This is a genomic window from Desulfosporosinus fructosivorans (assembly GCF_004766045.1).
GTDB lineage: Bacteria > Bacillota > Desulfitobacteriia > Desulfitobacteriales > Desulfitobacteriaceae > Desulfosporosinus > Desulfosporosinus fructosivorans.
The window spans coordinates 1-19,075 of sequence record NZ_SPQQ01000005.1; the positions used below are offsets into that span (position 1 = coordinate 1).

The window sequence follows — 19,075 nt, forward strand, 5'->3', positions numbered from 1 at the left end:
ACTTTTTGTATAACTATGCCTTGAAACGTTTGGATGTGGCTCTAACAACCATCTATTTAAATCTGATCCCTGTTGTTGAAGTTCTCAGCGGTTACCTTATTCTCAAAGAACGTGTTTTAGCCATCCAGCTTGTCGGTGGATTAATAACACTTCTTGCCATTGTAATTATCAATTTTGAATTAGGAACTCCGCGGAAAAACTCGTTTGATAAAGAACATGCTCGAACAACTGGAACTTCCCATTGAGGGAATCCTCGCATTTCGATACTAATGTGAAAATAAACATTCATTGTACTAAGAACTCCATAATTTTCTCGCCTGATACAGGCTTACTTCAATACAATATCACCGCCAGTGGTGGTATGTTGATATTGAAACAGTTCTGTCTCGATGCTTACGGTGTTCGCGGGAACCGGCTCCTGAATAATAGCAGCTTTCAGTTTCAATCCTAAAATACCTGTAGGCTGATCCGGGCTGACTATGAATCCCAAGACGCTGTTTCTACTTATAGGCGTTGCATCCAGATAATCTTTGAAATAAAACTGGAGGAAGATACCTTCCTCGCATTCATACTCGATGATGGGAAAGCACATACCCTTGGGGCAGATTTCTAAGAACCGCTTTTCAAAATCTAATTTGGCCTGAGTAATTTGCTCCAGAGTCATATGCTCCTGCAATTTGGGGTCAGCGAAGGTCTTTGCCATATCTGCCCACATATCCGACAGATATACTCGGTTGATCTGCGCCCAACGTTCTTCACCGCTAACCGTATCTCGGAACCGCAGTTTGTCAGGGTATTCACTGCCGACAGTCAAAGTAATCGGTTGCTCAACCAAATATGCCACGCTGTCGGGCCCCATGGTAAAGCGCAACGCCGAATTCTCGCCGAAGGCTGGGATGGCGGTATAGTCGCCGTCCAGCTCCAAACTGGTTAGAAATAGCATATCAATGCTCTGAAAATCGATACCTGCCGGTTGCCAGCCGCGACGCAGGAATTCAGAGAGTATCAGGACGCACTCCCAATCCTGCGAACTGAGTCGCCGATTTTCCGAAGTGTGTACTTTAAACTCTCTTTCCCCAATGAATACTCTGCTAACTGTCCCAAAAGGATTTACGGCATCAAGTTGTCGTTGGCCACGCAGCACCATTCGGTTGCTCTCGGGCATATCCCGAGTATCACACGAGTCTGCAACTTCAGCCTCCTCAACATGCTGCCGATAAGCCTCATCATATTGCAGAACCAAAAGCCGCATTTTCCTGCCATAGCGTACTACACCCATAACATGGCAAATAACACCGTCCACCACTGTATTCTTGCCAACCACGGTAATCTCTTCTATAGGAGATAAGCGTTCGTGTAAATATCGAATATTCATAATCTCACTCCTTGCGTTCTTTTCGGCAAGCTTTACTACTTATTTCGCATCCGGCGAGTCTGGAATCAGGGGACAGCCTGAGTAACTGTTACGGTCATAAGTTTAGATACATTGCTTTACTTAGTACTTTAAAACCTTTCGTTACATAAAAATCTTCGGCTTCCGAATTAAAGGAGTAGACTTTTAGTTCAATTCTATTCACATCTTTACTTTTAGCCCATTCAACGACTCTCTTTAACAGTAAGGACCCTATATGATGGTTATGGTACTCTCTTTTTACCGAAATACCATCTAGTTGTACCCATTCCCTCTTCTTGATCACAGGAAAATTAGCAGACGTTTGAAGGTTACATTCTGCATAAGCAACCAGCTTTGAGTCGACCTCGGCCACAAAAAGGGCCTTATTTCCATCATTGATGCTTTCCAATATGTACTCTTTGGCCCTTGCATATTCTTCAGGTTTAATGAAAAGTTCAGGATGATTCAATCTGTGGAGTTCATCAAGTTCGACATAAACATCACATAAACCTTCGTAATCGTTGATGCTTGCTTCTCTGATCTTTATTTCCATATAAGTTCCTCCGCTGAATACTATCTTCAAACTTAGAAAATTCGCCGCTGTTCTATTTATTTCCCATCGTTCATTTTCCGGCCAAGTTATATAATCAGCGTAGGCATGTTTTTTATTTTCTTCTGGTAAGGACATCACATGGTCCGCCCTTTCTTAATTTTCGATATAATCATGGCCTTCCTTTAAGTACCATACCGTTTTCCCATATTATAGCATATTATTGATTAATTTTTCCTCCGCTCAATAAATCTTGCTATCGACAAGTTCTCTATGAATATCCCATCATCCTGCTATAGGGTTGCCAAATCGAGTTTTTTCGAAAGCAGAATAGCTAAGCATATTTTCCGAGAATCTATTTACTGAACCAGCAGTGTACGGGAACGAAACAATAAACGATGGGATATTGAATGACTTAGCAATTGACTTACGCAACATTTTTGACTAGAACGAAGACTGTCAAAAAGGCTGGAAGCATATTATTTGCTCCAGCCTTTTGCATTAAGTAGCCCATTATGCCCATACCACCTCAGAATATATATCAAAATTTGTGCAGATACTATTTTGGAAATATTTTATATTGGAGGAGTAAATAATGTCAGGAAAAGCAAAACAACAAGTTACTCTCAGCATATCATCAATACAATCTACTGTTAACACTTTACAAAATGCACTGAATTCTGCCGAAAGAGCAGATAATAGAAACAAGATTCAAGAAGCAATAAATTCACTTAACTCTGTTCAGTTACAATTAACCGATTTTCAAGATTAGTTATTTAGATTTTAACCTTACGACCACTTTATTCTGACTACTCAGAGTAAAGTGGTTTGTTACTATTTAAGAGTAATTTATGCCATCTTACGCTTATAAATTTGCATTGCAGAAATATAGGAAGCAACGAGAATACCCACGCACCATATAACTGCAATCAAAGCATTGTTTCCAACTGGCTCGTTCATTAGCAGGGAGCGTACAGCCTCAATAAGCGGCGTCATCGGTTGATACTCCGCAAAGGCACGGAGAACCTGCGGCATGGATTCGGTTGGCGCAAAGGCTGAGCTGATAAACAGCAGGCCCAGCAGAGGATAGGCAAAGACCCCCGCTCCTTCGCCGCTGTTAGCCAGCAAACCAAAAGTTACAGCGACCCATGTCATCGCAAACGTAAACAGTAACACCATTCCGATAACCAGTAACCATTCGGCGAGCCCCGCCTCCGGACGAAATCCGATCAATAGGGCAACCAGCAGCACCAGTATGACTGAAAACATGTTGAACACCACAGAATTCAGCACATGCCCTCCTAAAATTGAAGATTTCGATATGGGCATCGAATGGAAGCGGTCGAAGATCCCCGACGTGACATCGTTGTTTAAACGCAACGCTGTATAAGCCACGCCGCTGGCGATGGTAAACAGAAGGATGCCGGGAACCACGAAATTGATATAATCAATCGAACCGGTGTTCATCGCTCCACCGAATACATAAACAAACATAAGCAGCATCATAATCGGCATTGCGACTACCGTGATCAATGTGTCGATGCTCCGGAATGTATGGCGCATCATGCGCCCGCTCAACACTGCCGTATCGCCGAAATTACGTCTAATTCCTGATAAGATCATCATTTGACATCTCCTTTCCTTGCTTTTCACCGATAATCGTTAGGAACACATCCTCCAGTGTCGGCAGCTTTTGCGCAAATTCGGCAACCGAAAGTCCTGCGTTTTGAAGCCGGTTGAGAATATCTGTCATTTGCTTGATGCTCCCGTCAGTGGTTACTATAAGTGCTTGATTTTCCCCATCCAAGCTTACTTTATAATCTCCAAGCAGATCACGCGCCGTTTGTACTTCTTTTTCATTGCGAAAGCTGAGTTCAATATGGCCGTGGGGAAGCAGTTTTTTTAATTCCGCCGCGGTTCCTTCCGCTACAATCTTCCCATTGTTGAGGATGGCGATTTGGTCTGCAAGCTGATCTGCCTCATCCAGATACTGTGTGGTCAAAAATACGGTAATCCCTGAATGGGCGAGGTCTGTGATGATCTTCCACATTGTGATACGGCTTTGAGGGTCCAATCCGGTGGTTGGCTCATCAAGAAACACTACGGAGGGAGTTCCCAGTAAACTCATCGACAGGTCAAGTCGTCGGCGCATACCTCCTGAATAGGTCGCAACCCTCCGGTCGGCGGCTTCCAGCAAATCAAACCGTTCCAGTAAGACATCGGCTTGTTGATTTGAGTCAGGCAGATGGCGCAGCTTTCCAAGCATGCGCAGGTTCTCTCTGCCTGTCAAAACCCCGTCCACTGCTGCATTCTGCCCCGTTAGGCTGATTTCTTCACGCACCTGATTCGGCTGACGGGTAACATCAAAGCCGCAGACTTGCGCGCTTCCCTGATCGGGTTTGATTAAAGTGCTTAGGATTTTAATCATTGTGGTTTTGCCCGCGCCATTAGAGCCCAGCAGGGCAAAAATACTACCTTTTCGAACGGTAAAATTGACATTTTGAAGGACTTTAATATTCTTAAATGACTTCTCAATACCACTTACCGAAATCGCTGTATTAGTTTGGATCATAATCCCACCCCCTAAATTACTGTTACGTTAGTTAGGTTTGCTTTGCTGCCTTTTAAAACAGCATAAGTCAATTTATCCATTGTAGCGCCGTCAAAAATTGCTTTTTTTACATAGGCGCTGTTAAAGTATACATTTCTAAAAACTACATTTTTAAATGATGTCCCTGCTAAACCTGCGCCCTTAAAAATAGTACCAATCAGCGTATGATTATCGAAACATACTCCCGACAAATCTGAATAGGTAAAATCCGTATAATCTAAGACACAGTTTTTAAAACTCATATTTTTCAGACCCACCGAAGTTAATTTTGTTCTTGTAAGATTAGCACCTTCAAACCTTACGTTCGTCAAATCGCACCCTTTAAAGGAAGTGTTCGTTAAATCTGAACCACTAAAATCTGATCCTTTAAGGGCACTACCATTAAAGGATCCATCATGAATGGTTACCTTTTTAAAATCGGAATTCTGTAAATCAGTGCCTTTAAAGGTGCTATTACTTAAATCTGAATTGCTGAAGTCTGATTCTTTAAGGGCGCTGCCGTTAAACGTACCCTCATGCACTTTTACCCCTTTAAAATCAGAATTTGGGAGATTAATATTTGAAAAATCCTGGTTTACCATCTGATGCAGTTCTCTAGTCTTTGCAGAGATACTTTCTATAATCTCTGATATATCTCCAATTGAGTCGATGGTCATATTATAAGCAACCTCATCATCGTAACCCTGACTCTTCAAATCACTCAATTTTTCCTGTAAATTACTAGACAACTCTTCTTTCAATTCTTTGACCGAATGCAAATCCTCATAGGGTGAAAATACTCCATCTAAATAGTTGATTAATTTCTTATTCATTGTTATTAGCACCTTCCTCTTATAGTAATTGATCGAGAATACGCTTAGCGTACTCCCAGTTTTTTAAATTTTGAATATATGTCTCTTTCCCCTTTTCGGAAATCTTATAGTACTTCCTCCTACCACCCTGGGTCTCATCACCCCAATATGAAGTGATACTACCATCATTATCTAGCCTCTTCAGGCTCGAATACATAGTAGCCTCCTTAAGTTCGTACTCACCATGGGAATTCGAATCTATCAATTTCGATATTTCATACCCATATTTGTCACCGCTTATCAATAACTTCAAAATAATCGTATCAGTATGCCCTCTGAGTAAATCCGAGGAAATCTTATTATCAACCATTGTGTCACCTCCACAAATACAATATACAGCATATTACATCGACTGTCAAGGTACTGTCACATCCGTTATGCTGTTATCATCCATACACTTACAATTACAATCCTACTTCCGTATTTAAAGTGGGGTGTCATGCCCGTCGATGAATTAAATGGCATTTACTAATTCTTTGATATGATGTGAAATAGTCGGAGCACCAATATTCAACGAACTGATGATATCCGTAACAAAACATTCCGAATCGGTTGGAAAACTAGATTCATGCATCTCAGCGATTTTAAAATACGTTCTGCAGGTCATTGTTCGGAGACCTGCCCATTTCTATCTCAGTGTCTCTTTTTTGTTACCGTATTTGCAGAAAAGAAAAGACTGATTTTTGTTTGTTTCAAGAACTTGAAATATAATGGCTATAGATTATACGAGGCGGTGTAGGTATGGACTATTTAACAGTCAAAGAAGCAGGTGAAAAGTGGGGTATCACTGGACGGATGGTTACACATTATTGTGTTGCTGGACGTATTAACGGTGCAGTAAAAAAGGGAAATCTTTGGCTTGTTCCTGTAAATGCTGACAAACCAGTTGATGGACGCAGAAAAAAGAATGAGAAAAGAGGTGCGGTATGAAAATCTTATTAATTGAGGACGATATTGAAATTAACGAAATCCTACAAAATTTTCTGATAAGTGAATCATTTGAAGTTGTCAATGCGCTTGATGGTGAAGATGGTCTTCAAAGATTTGCGGAAGAAACTTTTGATTTAGTTTTGCTTAACATTATGATACCTAAATTAAATGGAATTGAGGTCATGCAGAATATTAGGTCAAAAAGCACTGTGCCGATAATTATTATTTCAGCAAAGGATACCGATTTGGATAAATCACTGGGGTTAGGTTTAGGAGCGGACGATTATATTACCAAGCCTTTTTCCATAACAGAGGTGCTGGCAAGAATAAAAGCAAATATTAGGCGTTCAACACAATATTCACAGAATAAACCTATCGAAGAACCGCATCTTTTAACGACATATGATATTGCATTGAATGTAGATGACTATACCGTTAGCAAAGGAAACAAAAAGATTGAACTGACAGCCAAAGAATTTGATATTCTCAAACTTTTAATTCAAAACCCTAAAAAGGTTTATACAAAAGCTCAGCTTTATACTCAGATATGGAACGATGCCTATATAGGCGATGAAAATGCTGTTAATGTCCATATCAGCAGATTAAGAGCAAAAATCGAGGATGATTCGAGAAACCCCAAGTACATAGAAACGGTATGGGGAATCGGATATAAATTAGGTGAGGGTAATGATTGAATCAATCTATGGATTTTTATTGGCTTTCTGCTTCGCTGGGCTGTTAGTCGCACTTTGTTTTGTTTTTTATTCCAAGAAGGCAATCAAAAGAGATTTATTGAAGGTGACTGAGGACCTCTCGCGTATACTGGATGAAAACACAGCTGAAAAAATTATGGTATTTACTGACGAAAAATCCATTATGGAACTGATTACGCAAACAAACCGGATGCTTGAAGATCGGCAAAAGGCAAAAACGGACTACAGAAAATCCGAATTCGCGTCAAAGCGAATGTTATCAAATATATCTCATGATCTAAAAACACCTTTGACTGTCATCTTAGGCTATCTTGAAATTATGTTGATGCGTCCAAGCAATGAATCGGAATCGCTTAAAAAGGTTGAGAACAAAGCGCATCAGGTGATGGAATTAATCAATAAGTTTTTCACCTTGGCGAAATTGGAGGCTGGAGATACCGATATCCCTATAACCCGAATAAATATCAATGAAATATGCAAGAAAAACATTTTGGACTTCTACGATATTCTGACAAACAGAGACTTTTTGGTAGAGCTTAACATACCTGAAATTAATATCTATGTACAGGGAAACGAGGATGCACTTGATCGCATCTTTTTTAACCTAATATCAAATGCTGTTCGCTACGGTTATGATGGCAAATATTTAGGTATGAGTCTGCGTTTTGATAATAATTATTCCTACATCGACATCATTGACAAAGGAAAAGGAATTGAAGAAAAATCCACAGCCCTTGTTTTTGATCGGCTTTATACGTTAGAAGATTCGAGGAATAAGGAAATACAAGGGAATGGTCTGGGGCTTACAATTGCAAAACGTCTTGCAGAAAAGCTAGGTGGCGAAATTACGCTAAAGAGTCAGCCGTTTATTGAAACGGTTTTTACAGTAAAACTAAAAAAGATGAACTATTAACTTACTTGATTTACCGCTGATACTCAAGCGAAAGAAATTCGTAAGATTTATTCAAGAGTTTTGAAAAGGCAAAAAGCTACAATAGCCTTAGGGTAAAAATAGAAAGAGGGCGGTTTTATGTCTTATGTTATCCAAACGCATGGAATTACAAAAGCATTTGATAACAGCGAAGTAGTGTCTAAGGTAGATATGAATGTCAAACGAAATGAAATCTATGGTTTCCTCGGTCCGAATGGCGCCGGTAAAACAACAGTCATGAAAATGATTACCAATTTGCTCAAACCCACAAGTGGAGAAATTGAAATCTTCGGAGAACGGCTTACGAACTCTTCTTACAATGTATTAAAACGTATGGGAAGTATCATAGAATATCCAGCATTTTATGACCATCTAAGCGGTGCGGCAAATCTTGAACTGCATTGTGAATATATGGGGTATTACAGTCCCAATAGCGTACAGAACGCGCTTGAAATGTTAGATTTAACTGAAACAGGTAATAAAGCTGTTCGCAGTTATTCATTGGGTATGAAGCAGCGCCTCGGACTTGCTAGGGCGGTGTTGACTAAGCCGGAGCTGCTTATACTGGATGAACCAATGAACGGACTTGACCCGGCCGGTATTAAATACATCAGGGATCTTCTTAAAATGCTTTGCAAGGAATGCGGTATAACAATCTTGATTTCAAGCCATATTTTATCCGAAATAGAAAATATCGCGGATACGATCGGTATCATTAATCACGGGAAAATGTTGCGAGAACTTACCATGCAAGAAGTTCTCGATATGAATCTTTCGTATGTAGAATTAGTGGCTGGAAATTTAAAACAGGCTGCATATGTACTCTCTGAACATTTGCATATCAATAATTTTAAAATCATTGATGACAAAGTTATAAGAATTTACGATGTTGCCAGACCAACACAGGAATTATCAAAAAGTCTGGTGCTCAACAACGTGGCTATTGAATCTATGAGCAAAAAAAGTGAATCTCTCGAAGATTATTTTATCAAGATGACCACGGAGGGCAGGTAAATGTTGAAATTAATCAGACTGGAAATGTTAAAGAATAATGCGGCGAAGTACGCTTTATATTCTGTGATAGTAATTTTATCTCTAACTGCGCTTTCGGTGGGATTTGTATTTTTTTTAGGATTTGAAGACCCGGAAATCGCAGAAGGAATTATAGGCGTTTCGTTTTTTGTAGAAATGTTAACAGGTATCGTATTCTTAATCTTTACAGCAATTATGCATTCTGCATTTACCATCAATGCGTACAAGAACAAAACCATGGATTTGATGTTCTCTTATCCTATTAAAAGAGGAAAAATTTTAGCATCAAAAATTATAGCAGTCCTGGGTTTCAATTTTGTATCAATAATCGTAGCACAGGTAATCATTTATGGCAGTATTTATATTGCTTCCCGCTACCTGCAACCGTCAATAAAAATAGATTTTGATATCTTAAATATTACATTTTATGTCAGTGTAGTCATAAAATCTGTTATGACCATTTGTATCAGCTTAATCGCATTATTTGTTGGAATGATAAGTAAATCGCCTGTGGCAACAATTGTGGCATCGTTTTTCTTAGCTGTCCTGCTCAAAGGCAACATAGGCGGATTTTCGTTGGCAGGGAGTGTAGTATTTCCCATTGTTTTGACATTCATTTCAATTGTCTTCGCGTTTCTAACGATAAGAGATGTCGAGAAAAAAGATGTTGTATAGCAGACTGCTGCGTAGTTTTTTATTTATGAGATTTTCCGGGGGAAAGAAATTTGCAATAGTTTTTTAAGAATTTTGAAAAAGCAACGTACTAGGAATGTCCATAAAGGACTGAAAGGGAGGATAAGAACAATGATCACCAATATCTTTTTTTGGATAAATATGGTACTATGCGTGATTTTAATTTTCCTTGGTCTCAATCTGATTTCAAGGAAAAAGAATTCGTCAAGTCAATCAAAAGCTGTCGGCGGAACAATTTGTGTATTTTTAGGCATTATAGGAATCATTACGCGTATTATTCAGTTAACCTTCTAACGGAATTAACTACTGCTGGTCGGTAATGCGTTGGCGTGAGAATTTCTGTTTTCTCAACCAACGCATTATATGTCTTCCTCAAAAAACCTCAATTGCTCAAAAGACTCATTTACTTGTGGCTCTTTCATTTACGATGAATATGAATGCCAAGAGATTAAAATTTATATTGATAAGAGTGTAAATATTCCAGAAACTTTATATCCCTTGAAAGTCATATTGAGATAGACATTATAGCATAAAAAGCAGCTAATCTTCACGTAGAGATTAGCTGCTTTTTATGCCTCCGAAATTCATTGCAAACGCCCATTAAAAAAATTTACATAGCACTGCTTGGATGAAGCCCTTAATATCATCAAGGTTTTCCTGTAAAATCCGGTAAATCTCAGAGTCATCAACCTCTTGGTACAAGTGCACAATTCGGTTACGAAACTTCACCATTTGCACAAGCGAAGGTTCTTTATCCTTATCCAATACCCCATGTTGTATGATAAGCTTTACCACTTCTGCAGAAGTACTAGGGATTCCCCAGCGTTCTCTTGCTACAACATGGTTAGAAACATCTATTAAAGCCTCAATACAGACTTGAAGGTTATATTTCGCAGCATCTACCGCCTGAAAACTAGCTAAAAAATCATGACGTTCCATTAGCTTTAACGTCTCTAAATTTCCTAACTTTAGATCAATAAATGATAGTTTTCTCTGTATAATATCTTTATCCACCATGACTGCCGTATTCCTCCTTTAGGGCCTGCTCGTAATCATGAGCGAATGTTGCATACTTAACAGCATAGTCTGGATAGGTCTTAATCACGAATTCTATAAAATCACTATGTTTAAAATAGTCTCCTTCGTAGACAAGTATGCCTTCCCGGAGGGCGCGAAACTGTAAAGCGATTGGAGCGCGATTCAAATTAATCAAATCTATTCGGTCATGACCAACATGAAGACTCAATGCCACATCTAACTCCAATTCCTCCGGCAGAGTAACTGAGCGAGTAAAAACTATTCCCAAATCAATATCACTCTGCAGATGTTCAAACTCAGTACCAAATGATCCAAATAAATAAACAGCAGCAATTTCAACTCGGGACTGAAAGAATTCTTGCCAGGATAGCAACTCAACGGGCACTTTTCGCATTGGCATCACCCCCCTTTGTTCCATTATATCATGCCAAACGTGTATAAAAAAGGCATATGGAATTATTTTCCAAAGACCACACTCAAGACCGCAACGAGGGAGACTGCAACGGTGATGATCACCCGCGAGGGCTTTTTGAAATTCAGCACGTTTTTGATCCGCCCTTTCATACTGCCTTCGCCGAACGCGAGCGATCGCTGAGCCTGTTGCCTCCGATGAAAGCGCAGATCATGGATGCTCCACAAAACCGATCCCTATTGCTCCCGGACCTGAATGCGCTCCTACTATAATTCCTAAAGTGCTTTTGAATATTTGACAACCAAAATTTGTTTTTTCTCTTAGATAATTACACATATAGTCCGCATCTTCCTGGCATTCTGCATTTTGTATAATGATTATCATCTTATTAATATCAATAATCCTTGAAACTGCGATATCTATCATGGTTTTAAGTGATTTTTTTCTTCCCCGTATCGCTTTTATGGGATGTACTACGCCATCTATAAACTCACATACTGGCTTAATGTTGATTAGTTTTCCCAAGAAGGCAGTCGCTCCTCCGATTCTGCCTCCAGCCTTCATATATGTCAAGCTGTTAACCACAAAAAGCGTATTTATATTTGTAACCATACTATGAATTGTTTCGACGATATCCCTAAAATCTCTATTGCTATCAATCATCTTAGCGATCCCAATCTCCAATGCGGCCTGTCCACAAGCACAAGTAGTTGAACTAATCACTTCAATATTAACATCGTTATATCTCTCTTCAAAAATTTCCTTTGCAGAAATAGCCGTTTGAAAACTGGAAGATAGTTTCGAAGAAATCGTCGTTACTATATATTTTTTATCACCCCTTGCATACCGCTCCTCAAACACAGTCAACCAATCATTAATATTGGGAGAAGATGTTTTGGGAACATCTTCTGGATATTCTTCCATATGTTTATAAAACTCGGTTATTTCATAATCAACATTTTCGCGGTAGCAATTTGTATCATCAAATTTGAAGAAGAATGGAACCTCGCTGATGTTGTACTTTTTGATCAAGTCTCGAGGTACGCTCCCTGAAGAGTCAACTATTTGACATATTGCTTTATTCATTTACGCGCCTCCCTATTAATATATCCTATTTTAAATTCTTGAGAAAATTGGTATTCTTCATTTGTCTGCCCTCATTATTAGCTCCAGTTTCAATGTTAGAAACCCCAAGTTATTCCACTTTAATGTTTCTACATTTCCCCCTCATACCCTCCCACGATAGAAAAAATAATCCAAGAAAATACAAAAGAGCCTGACTGAACACTAGTTCAATCGATCGTCCATCTCATAACATATCACTCATTCAAACCACTAGAGGATGATGGGATACGGTTGAGAATTTACAATAGTGGGTGAACCCCAGAAAGTCGGAAGTTATACCATACAATAGAAATATCTAATATATCTCTTGATTTTACTTGGATGTCCAAGTAAAATGCACATAGATAGTTTGGCATCAAAGTAAATGGAGGGGATATCTTTTATGAATCGTTATATCGGTGAACAAAAATTAATTGCTGAAGCAAGAACAGGTTTTCCTAAAGGGATTAAAAAAATTACTGATCAAGTTTACTTCATACAGGGGTACGGTTGCAGTCAAGCCATTTTAGTCGAAGGACAAGGAAGTTGCTTATTGATCGATACGTTATATGGGCGAGAATATGCTGAAGAGGCCCTACGGGACATTCGTACGTTTATTGATAAACCAATTACAAACATCATTTTTACTCATTACCTTCATTTTGATCACACATCCGGTGCCGGAGTCTTTGCTGATGAAGGATGCGAAATCATCGCAAGAACACCCAGTTACCCTCAATATACGCGTTCCGAACTCATCAAAGATATTGCGGCTGTTCGAGGAGCAAAGCAATTTGGCGTAGGCCTCACACCGGAAGAGAGTATTTCCCTTGGGGTCGGTCCGCTGACCAATCTTCAGAGCACAATGGCCGCCCTTAAACCCACTCGAATGTTTTCCGAGGAAGCTTTAGCTCTGAACATTGATGGCATAGAGGTGCTAATGGTAGGTGCTCCTGGAGAAACAGATGATCAGTTGTTCGTATGGTTACCTCAGTTTAAAGTTTTGTGCTGCGGAGATAATTATTATAATTCCTGGCCAAATCTTTATGCCATTCGCGGCGGTCAATACCGTGATATTAGTCAATGGGTCAACATACTTGATACAATGCTTTCCTATGACGCTGAGCATCTCTTACCAGGCCATACCCAAGCTATCAGCGGAAAGGAAAATGTTAGAGAAAAATTGACAAATTATCGCGATGCCATAAACTATGTCTTAACAGAAACTTTACATGGTATGAACAGAGGATTAACTATTGATCAATTGGTTGATGCCGTGAAATTGCCAAAGAAGTGGGCTTCTTTACCAAACCTACAAGAATATTATGGTACAGTAGAGTGGACTGTCCGATCAATTTATACCGGTTACCTGGGTTGGTTTGATGGTAACCCTACAAAATTAGGTTCTCTGCCCGTCAAAGTGCAAGCGGAGAAAACGTTAGCTATTATGGGAGGGGCTGAGAAAGTTTACGCCGAAGCTAAACAGGCAATCGAAAATGAAGATGAACAATGGGGAGTTGAACTTTGTGATATACTCCTTGATGCCGAACAAATAACCGATACAGCCAAGTCTCTCAAGGCCGAAGGTCTCGTTCATCTAGGACGTATGCAAACAAGTGCTAATGCGCGGCATTATTATTTATTAAGTGCCAAACAATTCCTCGGAAAGAGCGGCTCAGTAACGCTGGCTGGCGCGGCCATAGACATGGAGAAGAAAAACGAGTCCTAAGAAATCCACATTGATAACAAAAAGCAACCAAGGCAATTTATTGTTCATGCCTTGGTTGCTTTTTAAGCTAAAGCATAGTTATTGAGAAAAATTTGTATAGATGCGCTGCAAGACTTTCTTGAAGATTTCCCTCTCTTCAGCATTAATCTCTTTGTACTCCGTCATTACCAAGCTTTGAGAGATCTGAAAAAATACTGGTTCTAACTCCTTTCCTTTTGTGGTAAGAAAAACTATGGTTGATCGGCTATCCTGAGCATTTTTCACCGTATCTAAATAACCAAAATCGATCAACTTATTGACTGAAGTCGTGACTGTGGAGCGATCCCGATTGATTCGCTCAGCGATTTCGCTCATAGTTAATTCAGCGTTCTGGAACAAAGCGACTAACACCGCTCCGTGTGAAGGGGATATATCTGTAATCCCTTGTTTCTCCAGCTCAGACAGAATAAAACGATTCGCTCGCTCATTGATTCTGCTCATTAGATTAATTGTATTATCCATATTTATATGCTTCATAATTAAATTATACTTTGATATCAAACTAAATGTCAAGAAGTTGCTCCAGAGTTTTGCGAATCGTAACCAGGGTGTCTGGCCGCGTAACTGAAGCATTGCTCCCCCAGTTAAATGTCTGCTTCTACCTCAGGGATTCCAACCATCAAAAATGGTTTGAAAGCCAAATGGTTTGCAGCCCCGTTACCGACCTATAAGGAAGATGTCCAATTATACTATGGTACCAATGTCGCCATGTTTAAGTCTGGCAGTGCTGAACAGAAATTAGCGGCTTGGCTTTATCTGAAAGACTTGACGAGCATTGAAAATACTGCCTATTTTTCTATGAAGACTGGGTATATGCCCGAGGTCTAAAATTTGTCTAAAAGAGAATCAAAAAACTGGTATAATTAAAAGTGAAATATATAAGTTTCGAGGTGTTAACGTGCAAATCGGATCAGTTCCTAACGCTATTATAGCTATGCCTGGCAAGGACACGTTTCAAATAGGGCAAAAAATAATAATCGAAATATTAGGCCAGGTAGAAGATGGCAAAGCGTCTATTTTGGTTAATGGTAAACCAGTTCAAGCCTTTTTAGATTTCGAAGCAAAACCCGGGGAGAAATTTCAGGCTATTGTTAAAAACTTTGTGAACAATACGTTAATGCTAAGCCAGGATACTGAAGTTCAGAAACCTGTTGTAGCTATGCCTGGCAAGGATACGTTTCAAATAGGGCAAAAAATAATAATCGAAATGTTAGGCCAGGTAGAAGATGGCAAAGCGTCTATTTTGGTTAATGGTAAACCAGTTCAAGCCTTTTTAGATTTCGAAGCAAAACCCGGGGAGAAATTTCAGACTGTTGTTAAAAACTTTGTAGACAATACGTTAGTGCTAAGCCGGAATACTGAAGTTCAGAAACCGGTTGTAGCTATGCCTGACAAGGACACGTTTCAAATAGGGCAAAAGATAATAATTGAACTGTTAAGCCAGGTAGAAGATGGCAAAGCGTCTATTTTGGTTAATGAAAAATCAGTTCAAGCCTTTTTAGATTTCGAAGCAAAACCCGGGGAGAAATTTCAGACCGTTGTTAAAAACTTTGTAAACAATACGTTAGTGCTAAGCCAGGATACTGAAGTTCAGAAACCTGTTGTAGCTATGCCTGGCAAGGACACGTTTCAAATAGGGCAAAAGATAATAATCGAAATGTTAAGCCAGGTAGAAGATGGCAAAGCGTCTATTTTGGTTAATGGTAAACCAGTTCAAGCCTTTTTAGATTTCGAAGCAAAACTCGGGGAGAAATTTCAGGCTGTTGTTAAAAACTTTGTAGACAATACGTTAGTGCTGAGCCAGAATATTGAAGTTCAGAAACCGGTGGAATCCGTCCTATCAAACACGATAAATACGGTATTGGCTAATCGCGGTTTACCTAATAATGAGTTATTTGTTTATTTATTAAACGATGCGCAGACTGCTTCATATCCAGAAATCCTTAAAGATTCCGATCTTCCGGAAGAACTATTACATAAATTCAATGATTTAATACCCAACTTAAAAGGGCTGTCAAATCAAGAAACAGCAGGACAATTAAAATCCTTTTTAAAACAACTTGGGATAAATTATGAGCACCGATTGTTTGACATTTTAATCAAAGGACAAGGGGGAGATTCAGAGGAACTTGCTCAGTTAAAAGATACCCTAAAGGCCCAGCTGCTTGGCCTGACGAACACTCATCCCTCTTCATCGGTCATTAATCAATTATTAGATAAGATTACAGGCCAGCAATTATGGTACGATACTGGTGTGGATGGTAATGGTTATATGTTAGCCGAAATTCCAATTAGACAAGACCAGAAAGTCAAATCAATTAAGCTTGCCATTCAGGGAAGTCGTAAAAATGGTAAGCTTGATCCTAAACATTGTCGTATCGCGTTACAAACTGAAACACTTAATCTCGGACCGATTGGCATTGATGCTTTCTTTTATATGAATCAACTTTCATTAAGTCTATTAACGAAAAATCCAGACGCTTTATCAATACTTCTTGATGGTCTGAGGGACGAAGTGAAAAGGAGCTTTCAAATGATAGGCATTACCTTAACCTCTATTCATATCAAACCTTTAGATAATCCGGAATTTCATACATTGCTTAAAGGAGAGGCAAAGAACGGAGTGGACGTATTGGCATGAAAGAAAAAGCAGTAGTTGCATTAGCTTACGATCAGATCGGGGCCATAAAGATAGTAGCCTCTGGGCAAGGTGAAGTTGCACGATGTTTAATCGAAGCTGCTCAGGAACTAGGTGTTCCAATACAAAAGGATGCCCAATTAGTCGAAGCTTTAATAAAAATTGAAATTGATCAAGAGATCCCACCAGAACTCTATACAGCCGTGGCTGAAATTCTTACGTTAATTTATAGATTGGATTCTGAATGGAGTGTATATTACGATTCGACCGAGCCAGCCACTATTCCGGTAAACATCATAGAAACACTAAAAAATGAATAGAGTCAGACGCAATTGCCAAAAGCAACCGACTTCTACAATGAACTATTATTTAATCTTCAGAGTCCAATGACCGTTTACCACAAACTCCGGCCAGCCCACCTTAAACTTAGCATCTTTTAATTTTTCGTCAAAACTGATACGCATTGTACATACGTGGAATAAATGTTGCTAATTGTTTGCCAACTCCCCGAAATATCCTTTTAATCTTGCTGAAACAGCTGTATCAATGTTGACCTGTTTTTCCCAGGAACTATTCCGTATGTTAAAGCGCACAGTGATAGTATTGCTGTTGTAATCTGTACTTGGATCAACATTAAATAACTCCTCAATCACTTCTCGCTCTTTAATTTCTACTCTTTTAGGAATTACTGCTTGTTTTGAGTTGCTTATCCTATCTGCTTTTTCCAACTCAACAGATTCAATGTCGTCTAATAACAATGCGAATCTATCATAATACCCCTTATTCTTAAGCCACTTTATTAGCGATGTGAAACTCCTTTGAATTTGGATGTTTGTTTCTTTATCTTTATTGTCTATTACAGATATCCTTATATATTGGTCCTTTCCAGATTTTCCAGATACCATATCCTCATAGGACATCTTAATTATTTCATTTTCCAACAGCTCCGTTAATTCCTGAATGTCCGTTTCTCCTGTGAGAATTACTGGCCTTTTGCTGCTGCGATTGTCGTTGAGAGTAATTAATTTTATATCATCCGGCCTCAGAGCAATTGCCGGAAATCTAGATTTTTTATACTCAACGGATTCATAGATCGGCTTAAGCGAAGCAGCATCATTCTGATCAGTTTCATTAATGTTGTATTGCCGAATAATATATCCTCCATTTTTCAGAGAATAAATTATATAACGGGATTGGCCTTCCCCCTTCTTCCTTTCCTTGATTAAATGTCTCTGCAGCTCAGTAATTCCAGCAATATTCTCCTTGCTTTCCAGGAACAGGGGTTGGTTGTTTGCAAAGTAACCCTTTCCGTATCTAGACTCCAAATAATCAGGATTTTTTTCTTTTTCATAATAAACCCACTCTTCAAAATTATAGCCAAAATAAACCTTGTTTACTTCCTCAGGGTTTGGTACACGGTTAACAAAACCAAAAACATCCAGGGATATACCTCCAAATAGTATCAGAATCACCGCTGAATAGCATAGATAACCCTTATAGAAATGCAAAACTTTGAACGACTTGTGGATCAAAATTTCTGCAACAAAGTACCCTAGGACCGAACCCAAAATATATCCAAACATCAGCAAGGGAAAGGATTGTCTGGAAACGCCACAAAAATAGGTTCCTCCAACTAGCATTATACAGAACGTCAACCCATATTTGAAGACTGGGTATAAGACTGGAAAGACAATAATGTCTCCTGCCGTTTCCAGCTTTCTATATTTATAGACGAACCATCCCAGGACTAAAAACATGACGGCTGCCAGGATGTAAGTCATAAAGTAGCCAACAGTATGCAGATCTCTCAGGGAAGTTCCATTGAGCAACCAAAATAAGGGATGATTATCCTCAATAAAAAGTGAATTGGTGGCATCAGCAAATCCGTACAACAATTGCGCTAAGCTAAATTTAACCAAAACATAAATTCCAACGGGCAGTATTTGGACTACATAAGTGAATACGATTTGGGCTACGGAAGATCCGGTAAACATACCTACAAATACGGCGATACTATAAAATAAAACGCTGAAAAATGTAGTAAATCCAAGCCAGATAAAGATTTTAGGCAGAGTATAAAAACTTTCCAGTACCGTCAAATAGTTTAACAATATTAAAATCAGACAATTTAGGACTGCAGGTATTAATAAAAGAACCAGTCCTGAAAAACAATGACTGACATAATGAGAGCTCCTTTTAATGGGCAGGCTATGCATCATGACGGATGACTTGTCTACCTGCAAGTATCTGAATATTAACGTTGCCAAAAGAACCGGTACAATACAGATTAGAATAGCTTGAAAATTATCCTGTGAAAGATTTAGTGTTCTATCTATAGTCTCTTGGATCCATAGAGTATTCCGGCTATCCATCTCTATGGTTTTCATAAGGTGACTGAAAGGAATATAAGC

The 19,075-nt window shown here is 39.1% G+C and carries 23 protein-coding genes; 11 read left to right on the forward strand and 12 right to left on the reverse strand.

Annotation, left to right across the window (positions count from 1 at the left end; genetic code table 11):
* Positions 1-245, forward strand: a 245-nt coding sequence (locus tag E4K67_RS14500; RefSeq protein ID WP_135547954.1) for an EamA family transporter, incomplete at its 5' end; no start/stop codon positions are given.
* Between the two features lie 83 nt (positions 246-328).
* On the opposite strand, the gene E4K67_RS14505 is transcribed toward E4K67_RS14500, so the two are convergent.
* On the reverse strand, positions 329-1,375 hold the full coding sequence (locus tag E4K67_RS14505; protein ID WP_135547956.1) for a hypothetical protein: 1,047 nt from the start codon (positions 1,373-1,375) through the stop codon (positions 329-331).
* Between the two features lie 94 nt (positions 1,376-1,469).
* On the reverse strand, positions 1,470-2,081 hold the full coding sequence (locus E4K67_RS14510; protein ID WP_243454476.1) for a GNAT family N-acetyltransferase: 612 nt from the start codon (positions 2,079-2,081) through the stop codon (positions 1,470-1,472).
* A gap of 457 nt (positions 2,082-2,538) precedes the next feature.
* Here E4K67_RS14510 and E4K67_RS30130 point away from each other — a divergent pair, with 457 nt between their 5' ends.
* Positions 2,539-2,715 carry a hypothetical protein gene (locus E4K67_RS30130; RefSeq protein ID WP_199242547.1) on the forward strand — a complete coding sequence of 59 codons (177 nt, stop codon included), beginning with the start codon at positions 2,539-2,541 and terminating at the stop codon, positions 2,713-2,715.
* A gap of 77 nt (positions 2,716-2,792) precedes the next feature.
* Here E4K67_RS30130 and E4K67_RS14520 read toward each other — a convergent pair whose 3' ends face one another.
* From E4K67_RS14520 to E4K67_RS14540, 5 genes are all read right to left on the reverse strand, one after another.
* A complete protein-coding gene (locus tag E4K67_RS14520) occupies positions 2,793-3,569 on the reverse strand; it encodes an ABC transporter permease (RefSeq protein ID WP_135547958.1) in 777 nt (258 codons plus the stop codon).
* Positions 3,547-4,515 (reverse strand): ATP-binding cassette domain-containing protein, encoded by a 969-nt coding sequence (locus E4K67_RS14525; RefSeq protein WP_135547960.1) that lies wholly within the window; start codon positions 4,513-4,515, stop codon positions 3,547-3,549. The genes E4K67_RS14520 and E4K67_RS14525 overlap by 23 nt, the downstream gene beginning before the upstream one ends.
* An 11-nt stretch (positions 4,516-4,526) precedes the next feature.
* Positions 4,527-5,366: a pentapeptide repeat-containing protein gene (locus E4K67_RS14530; protein ID WP_135547962.1), complete on the reverse strand. Its 840-nt coding sequence runs from the start codon at positions 5,364-5,366 to the stop codon at positions 4,527-4,529.
* A 19-nt stretch (positions 5,367-5,385) separates the two neighbouring features.
* A complete protein-coding gene (locus E4K67_RS14535) occupies positions 5,386-5,715 on the reverse strand; it encodes a PadR family transcriptional regulator (protein WP_135547964.1) in 330 nt (109 codons plus the stop codon).
* Positions 5,716-5,859: 144 nt separating this feature from the next.
* Positions 5,860-6,012 (reverse strand): helix-turn-helix domain-containing protein, encoded by a 153-nt coding sequence (locus tag E4K67_RS14540; protein WP_243454477.1) that lies wholly within the window; start codon positions 6,010-6,012, stop codon positions 5,860-5,862.
* Between the two features lie 134 nt (positions 6,013-6,146).
* Between E4K67_RS14540 and E4K67_RS14545 the strand changes: the two genes are divergently transcribed.
* From E4K67_RS14545 to E4K67_RS14565, 5 genes are all read left to right on the forward strand, one after another.
* Entirely contained in the window at positions 6,147-6,335 is a 189-nt protein-coding gene (locus E4K67_RS14545) for a helix-turn-helix domain-containing protein (protein ID WP_135547966.1), read from the forward strand.
* Complete coding sequence (locus E4K67_RS14550) at positions 6,332-7,030, forward strand: response regulator transcription factor (RefSeq protein ID WP_135547968.1); 699 nt, start codon at positions 6,332-6,334, stop codon at positions 7,028-7,030. The genes E4K67_RS14545 and E4K67_RS14550 overlap by 4 nt, the downstream gene beginning before the upstream one ends.
* A complete protein-coding gene (locus tag E4K67_RS14555) occupies positions 7,023-7,961 on the forward strand; it encodes a sensor histidine kinase (protein WP_135547970.1) in 939 nt (312 codons plus the stop codon). Before E4K67_RS14550 ends, E4K67_RS14555 begins: the two co-directional genes overlap by 8 nt.
* Before the next feature lie 117 nt (positions 7,962-8,078).
* A complete protein-coding gene (locus tag E4K67_RS14560) occupies positions 8,079-8,993 on the forward strand; it encodes an ATP-binding cassette domain-containing protein (protein ID WP_135547972.1) in 915 nt (304 codons plus the stop codon).
* Positions 8,994-9,686 carry an ABC transporter permease gene (locus tag E4K67_RS14565; protein ID WP_135547974.1) on the forward strand — a complete coding sequence of 231 codons (693 nt, stop codon included), beginning with the start codon at positions 8,994-8,996 and terminating at the stop codon, positions 9,684-9,686.
* 618 nt (positions 9,687-10,304) lie between these two features.
* On the opposite strand, the gene hepT is transcribed toward E4K67_RS14565, so the two are convergent.
* The 3 genes from hepT to E4K67_RS14580 form a co-directional block, all read right to left on the reverse strand.
* Positions 10,305-10,721, reverse strand: a complete 417-nt coding sequence (gene hepT / locus E4K67_RS14570; protein WP_135547976.1) for a type VII toxin-antitoxin system HepT family RNase toxin — start codon at positions 10,719-10,721, stop codon at positions 10,305-10,307.
* Entirely contained in the window at positions 10,711-11,136 is a 426-nt protein-coding gene (mntA, locus tag E4K67_RS14575) for a type VII toxin-antitoxin system MntA family adenylyltransferase antitoxin (protein WP_135547978.1), read from the reverse strand. Before mntA ends, hepT begins: the two co-directional genes overlap by 11 nt.
* 228 nt (positions 11,137-11,364) lie before the next feature.
* Complete coding sequence (locus E4K67_RS14580; protein WP_135547980.1) at positions 11,365-12,240, reverse strand: DegV family protein; 876 nt, start codon at positions 12,238-12,240, stop codon at positions 11,365-11,367.
* Between the two features lie 421 nt (positions 12,241-12,661).
* On the opposite strand from E4K67_RS14580, the gene E4K67_RS14585 reads away from it, so the two are divergent.
* Positions 12,662-13,987 carry an alkyl/aryl-sulfatase gene (locus E4K67_RS14585; protein ID WP_135547982.1) on the forward strand — a complete coding sequence of 442 codons (1,326 nt, stop codon included), beginning with the start codon at positions 12,662-12,664 and terminating at the stop codon, positions 13,985-13,987.
* Positions 13,988-14,065: 78 nt separating this feature from the next.
* On the opposite strand, the gene E4K67_RS14590 is transcribed toward E4K67_RS14585, so the two are convergent.
* Positions 14,066-14,488 (reverse strand): MarR family winged helix-turn-helix transcriptional regulator, encoded by a 423-nt coding sequence (locus E4K67_RS14590; RefSeq protein WP_243454478.1) that lies wholly within the window; start codon positions 14,486-14,488, stop codon positions 14,066-14,068.
* A 126-nt stretch (positions 14,489-14,614) separates the two neighbouring features.
* Here E4K67_RS14590 and E4K67_RS14595 point away from each other — a divergent pair, with 126 nt between their 5' ends.
* From E4K67_RS14595 to E4K67_RS14605, 3 genes are all read left to right on the forward strand, one after another.
* Complete coding sequence (locus E4K67_RS14595; RefSeq protein WP_199242548.1) at positions 14,615-14,854, forward strand: extracellular solute-binding protein; 240 nt, start codon at positions 14,615-14,617, stop codon at positions 14,852-14,854.
* Between the two features lie 70 nt (positions 14,855-14,924).
* Positions 14,925-16,667 (forward strand): hypothetical protein, encoded by a 1,743-nt coding sequence (locus tag E4K67_RS14600; protein ID WP_135547985.1) that lies wholly within the window; start codon positions 14,925-14,927, stop codon positions 16,665-16,667.
* Positions 16,664-16,984, forward strand: a complete 321-nt coding sequence (locus E4K67_RS14605) for an EscU/YscU/HrcU family type III secretion system export apparatus switch protein (protein ID WP_135547987.1) — start codon at positions 16,664-16,666, stop codon at positions 16,982-16,984. The genes E4K67_RS14600 and E4K67_RS14605 overlap by 4 nt, the downstream gene beginning before the upstream one ends.
* Before the next feature lie 168 nt (positions 16,985-17,152).
* On the opposite strand, the gene E4K67_RS14610 is transcribed toward E4K67_RS14605, so the two are convergent.
* Entirely contained in the window at positions 17,153-18,583 is a 1,431-nt protein-coding gene (locus tag E4K67_RS14610; RefSeq protein WP_243454479.1) for a DUF6449 domain-containing protein, read from the reverse strand.
* Positions 18,584-19,075 lie beyond the last annotated feature (492 nt).

Bases quoted from the DNA above. Each gene is read 5' to 3' on its own strand.
- E4K67_RS30130 (WP_199242547.1), top strand. From the start codon at position 2,539: ATGTCAGGAAAAGCAAAACAACAAGTTACTCTCAGCATATCATCAATA.
- E4K67_RS14540 (WP_243454477.1), bottom strand. From the start codon at position 6,012: ATGACCTGCAGAACGTATTTTAAAATCGCTGAGATGCATGAATCTAGT.
- E4K67_RS14520 (WP_135547958.1), bottom strand. From the start codon at position 3,569: ATGATGATCTTATCAGGAATTAGACGTAATTTCGGCGATACGGCAGTG.
- hepT (WP_135547976.1), bottom strand. From the start codon at position 10,721: ATGGTGGATAAAGATATTATACAGAGAAAACTATCATTTATTGATCTA.
- E4K67_RS14565 (WP_135547974.1), top strand. From the start codon at position 8,994: ATGTTGAAATTAATCAGACTGGAAATGTTAAAGAATAATGCGGCGAAG.
- E4K67_RS14510 (WP_243454476.1), bottom strand. From the start codon at position 2,081: ATGTCCTTACCAGAAGAAAATAAAAAACATGCCTACGCTGATTATATA.
- E4K67_RS14555 (WP_135547970.1), top strand. From the start codon at position 7,023: ATGATTGAATCAATCTATGGATTTTTATTGGCTTTCTGCTTCGCTGGG.
- E4K67_RS14590 (WP_243454478.1), bottom strand. From the start codon at position 14,488: ATGGATAATACAATTAATCTAATGAGCAGAATCAATGAGCGAGCGAAT.
- E4K67_RS14605 (WP_135547987.1), top strand. From the start codon at position 16,664: ATGAAAGAAAAAGCAGTAGTTGCATTAGCTTACGATCAGATCGGGGCC.
- E4K67_RS14530 (WP_135547962.1), bottom strand. From the start codon at position 5,366: ATGAATAAGAAATTAATCAACTATTTAGATGGAGTATTTTCACCCTAT.
- E4K67_RS14505 (WP_135547956.1), bottom strand. From the start codon at position 1,375: ATGAATATTCGATATTTACACGAACGCTTATCTCCTATAGAAGAGATT.
- E4K67_RS14550 (WP_135547968.1), top strand. From the start codon at position 6,332: ATGAAAATCTTATTAATTGAGGACGATATTGAAATTAACGAAATCCTA.
- E4K67_RS14585 (WP_135547982.1), top strand. From the start codon at position 12,662: ATGAATCGTTATATCGGTGAACAAAAATTAATTGCTGAAGCAAGAACA.
- E4K67_RS14580 (WP_135547980.1), bottom strand. From the start codon at position 12,240: ATGAATAAAGCAATATGTCAAATAGTTGACTCTTCAGGGAGCGTACCT.
- E4K67_RS14525 (WP_135547960.1), bottom strand. From the start codon at position 4,515: ATGATCCAAACTAATACAGCGATTTCGGTAAGTGGTATTGAGAAGTCA.
- E4K67_RS14545 (WP_135547966.1), top strand. From the start codon at position 6,147: ATGGACTATTTAACAGTCAAAGAAGCAGGTGAAAAGTGGGGTATCACT.
- E4K67_RS14595 (WP_199242548.1), top strand. From the start codon at position 14,615: ATGTCTGCTTCTACCTCAGGGATTCCAACCATCAAAAATGGTTTGAAA.
- E4K67_RS14535 (WP_135547964.1), bottom strand. From the start codon at position 5,715: ATGGTTGATAATAAGATTTCCTCGGATTTACTCAGAGGGCATACTGAT.
- E4K67_RS14560 (WP_135547972.1), top strand. From the start codon at position 8,079: ATGTCTTATGTTATCCAAACGCATGGAATTACAAAAGCATTTGATAAC.
- mntA (WP_135547978.1), bottom strand. From the start codon at position 11,136: ATGCGAAAAGTGCCCGTTGAGTTGCTATCCTGGCAAGAATTCTTTCAG.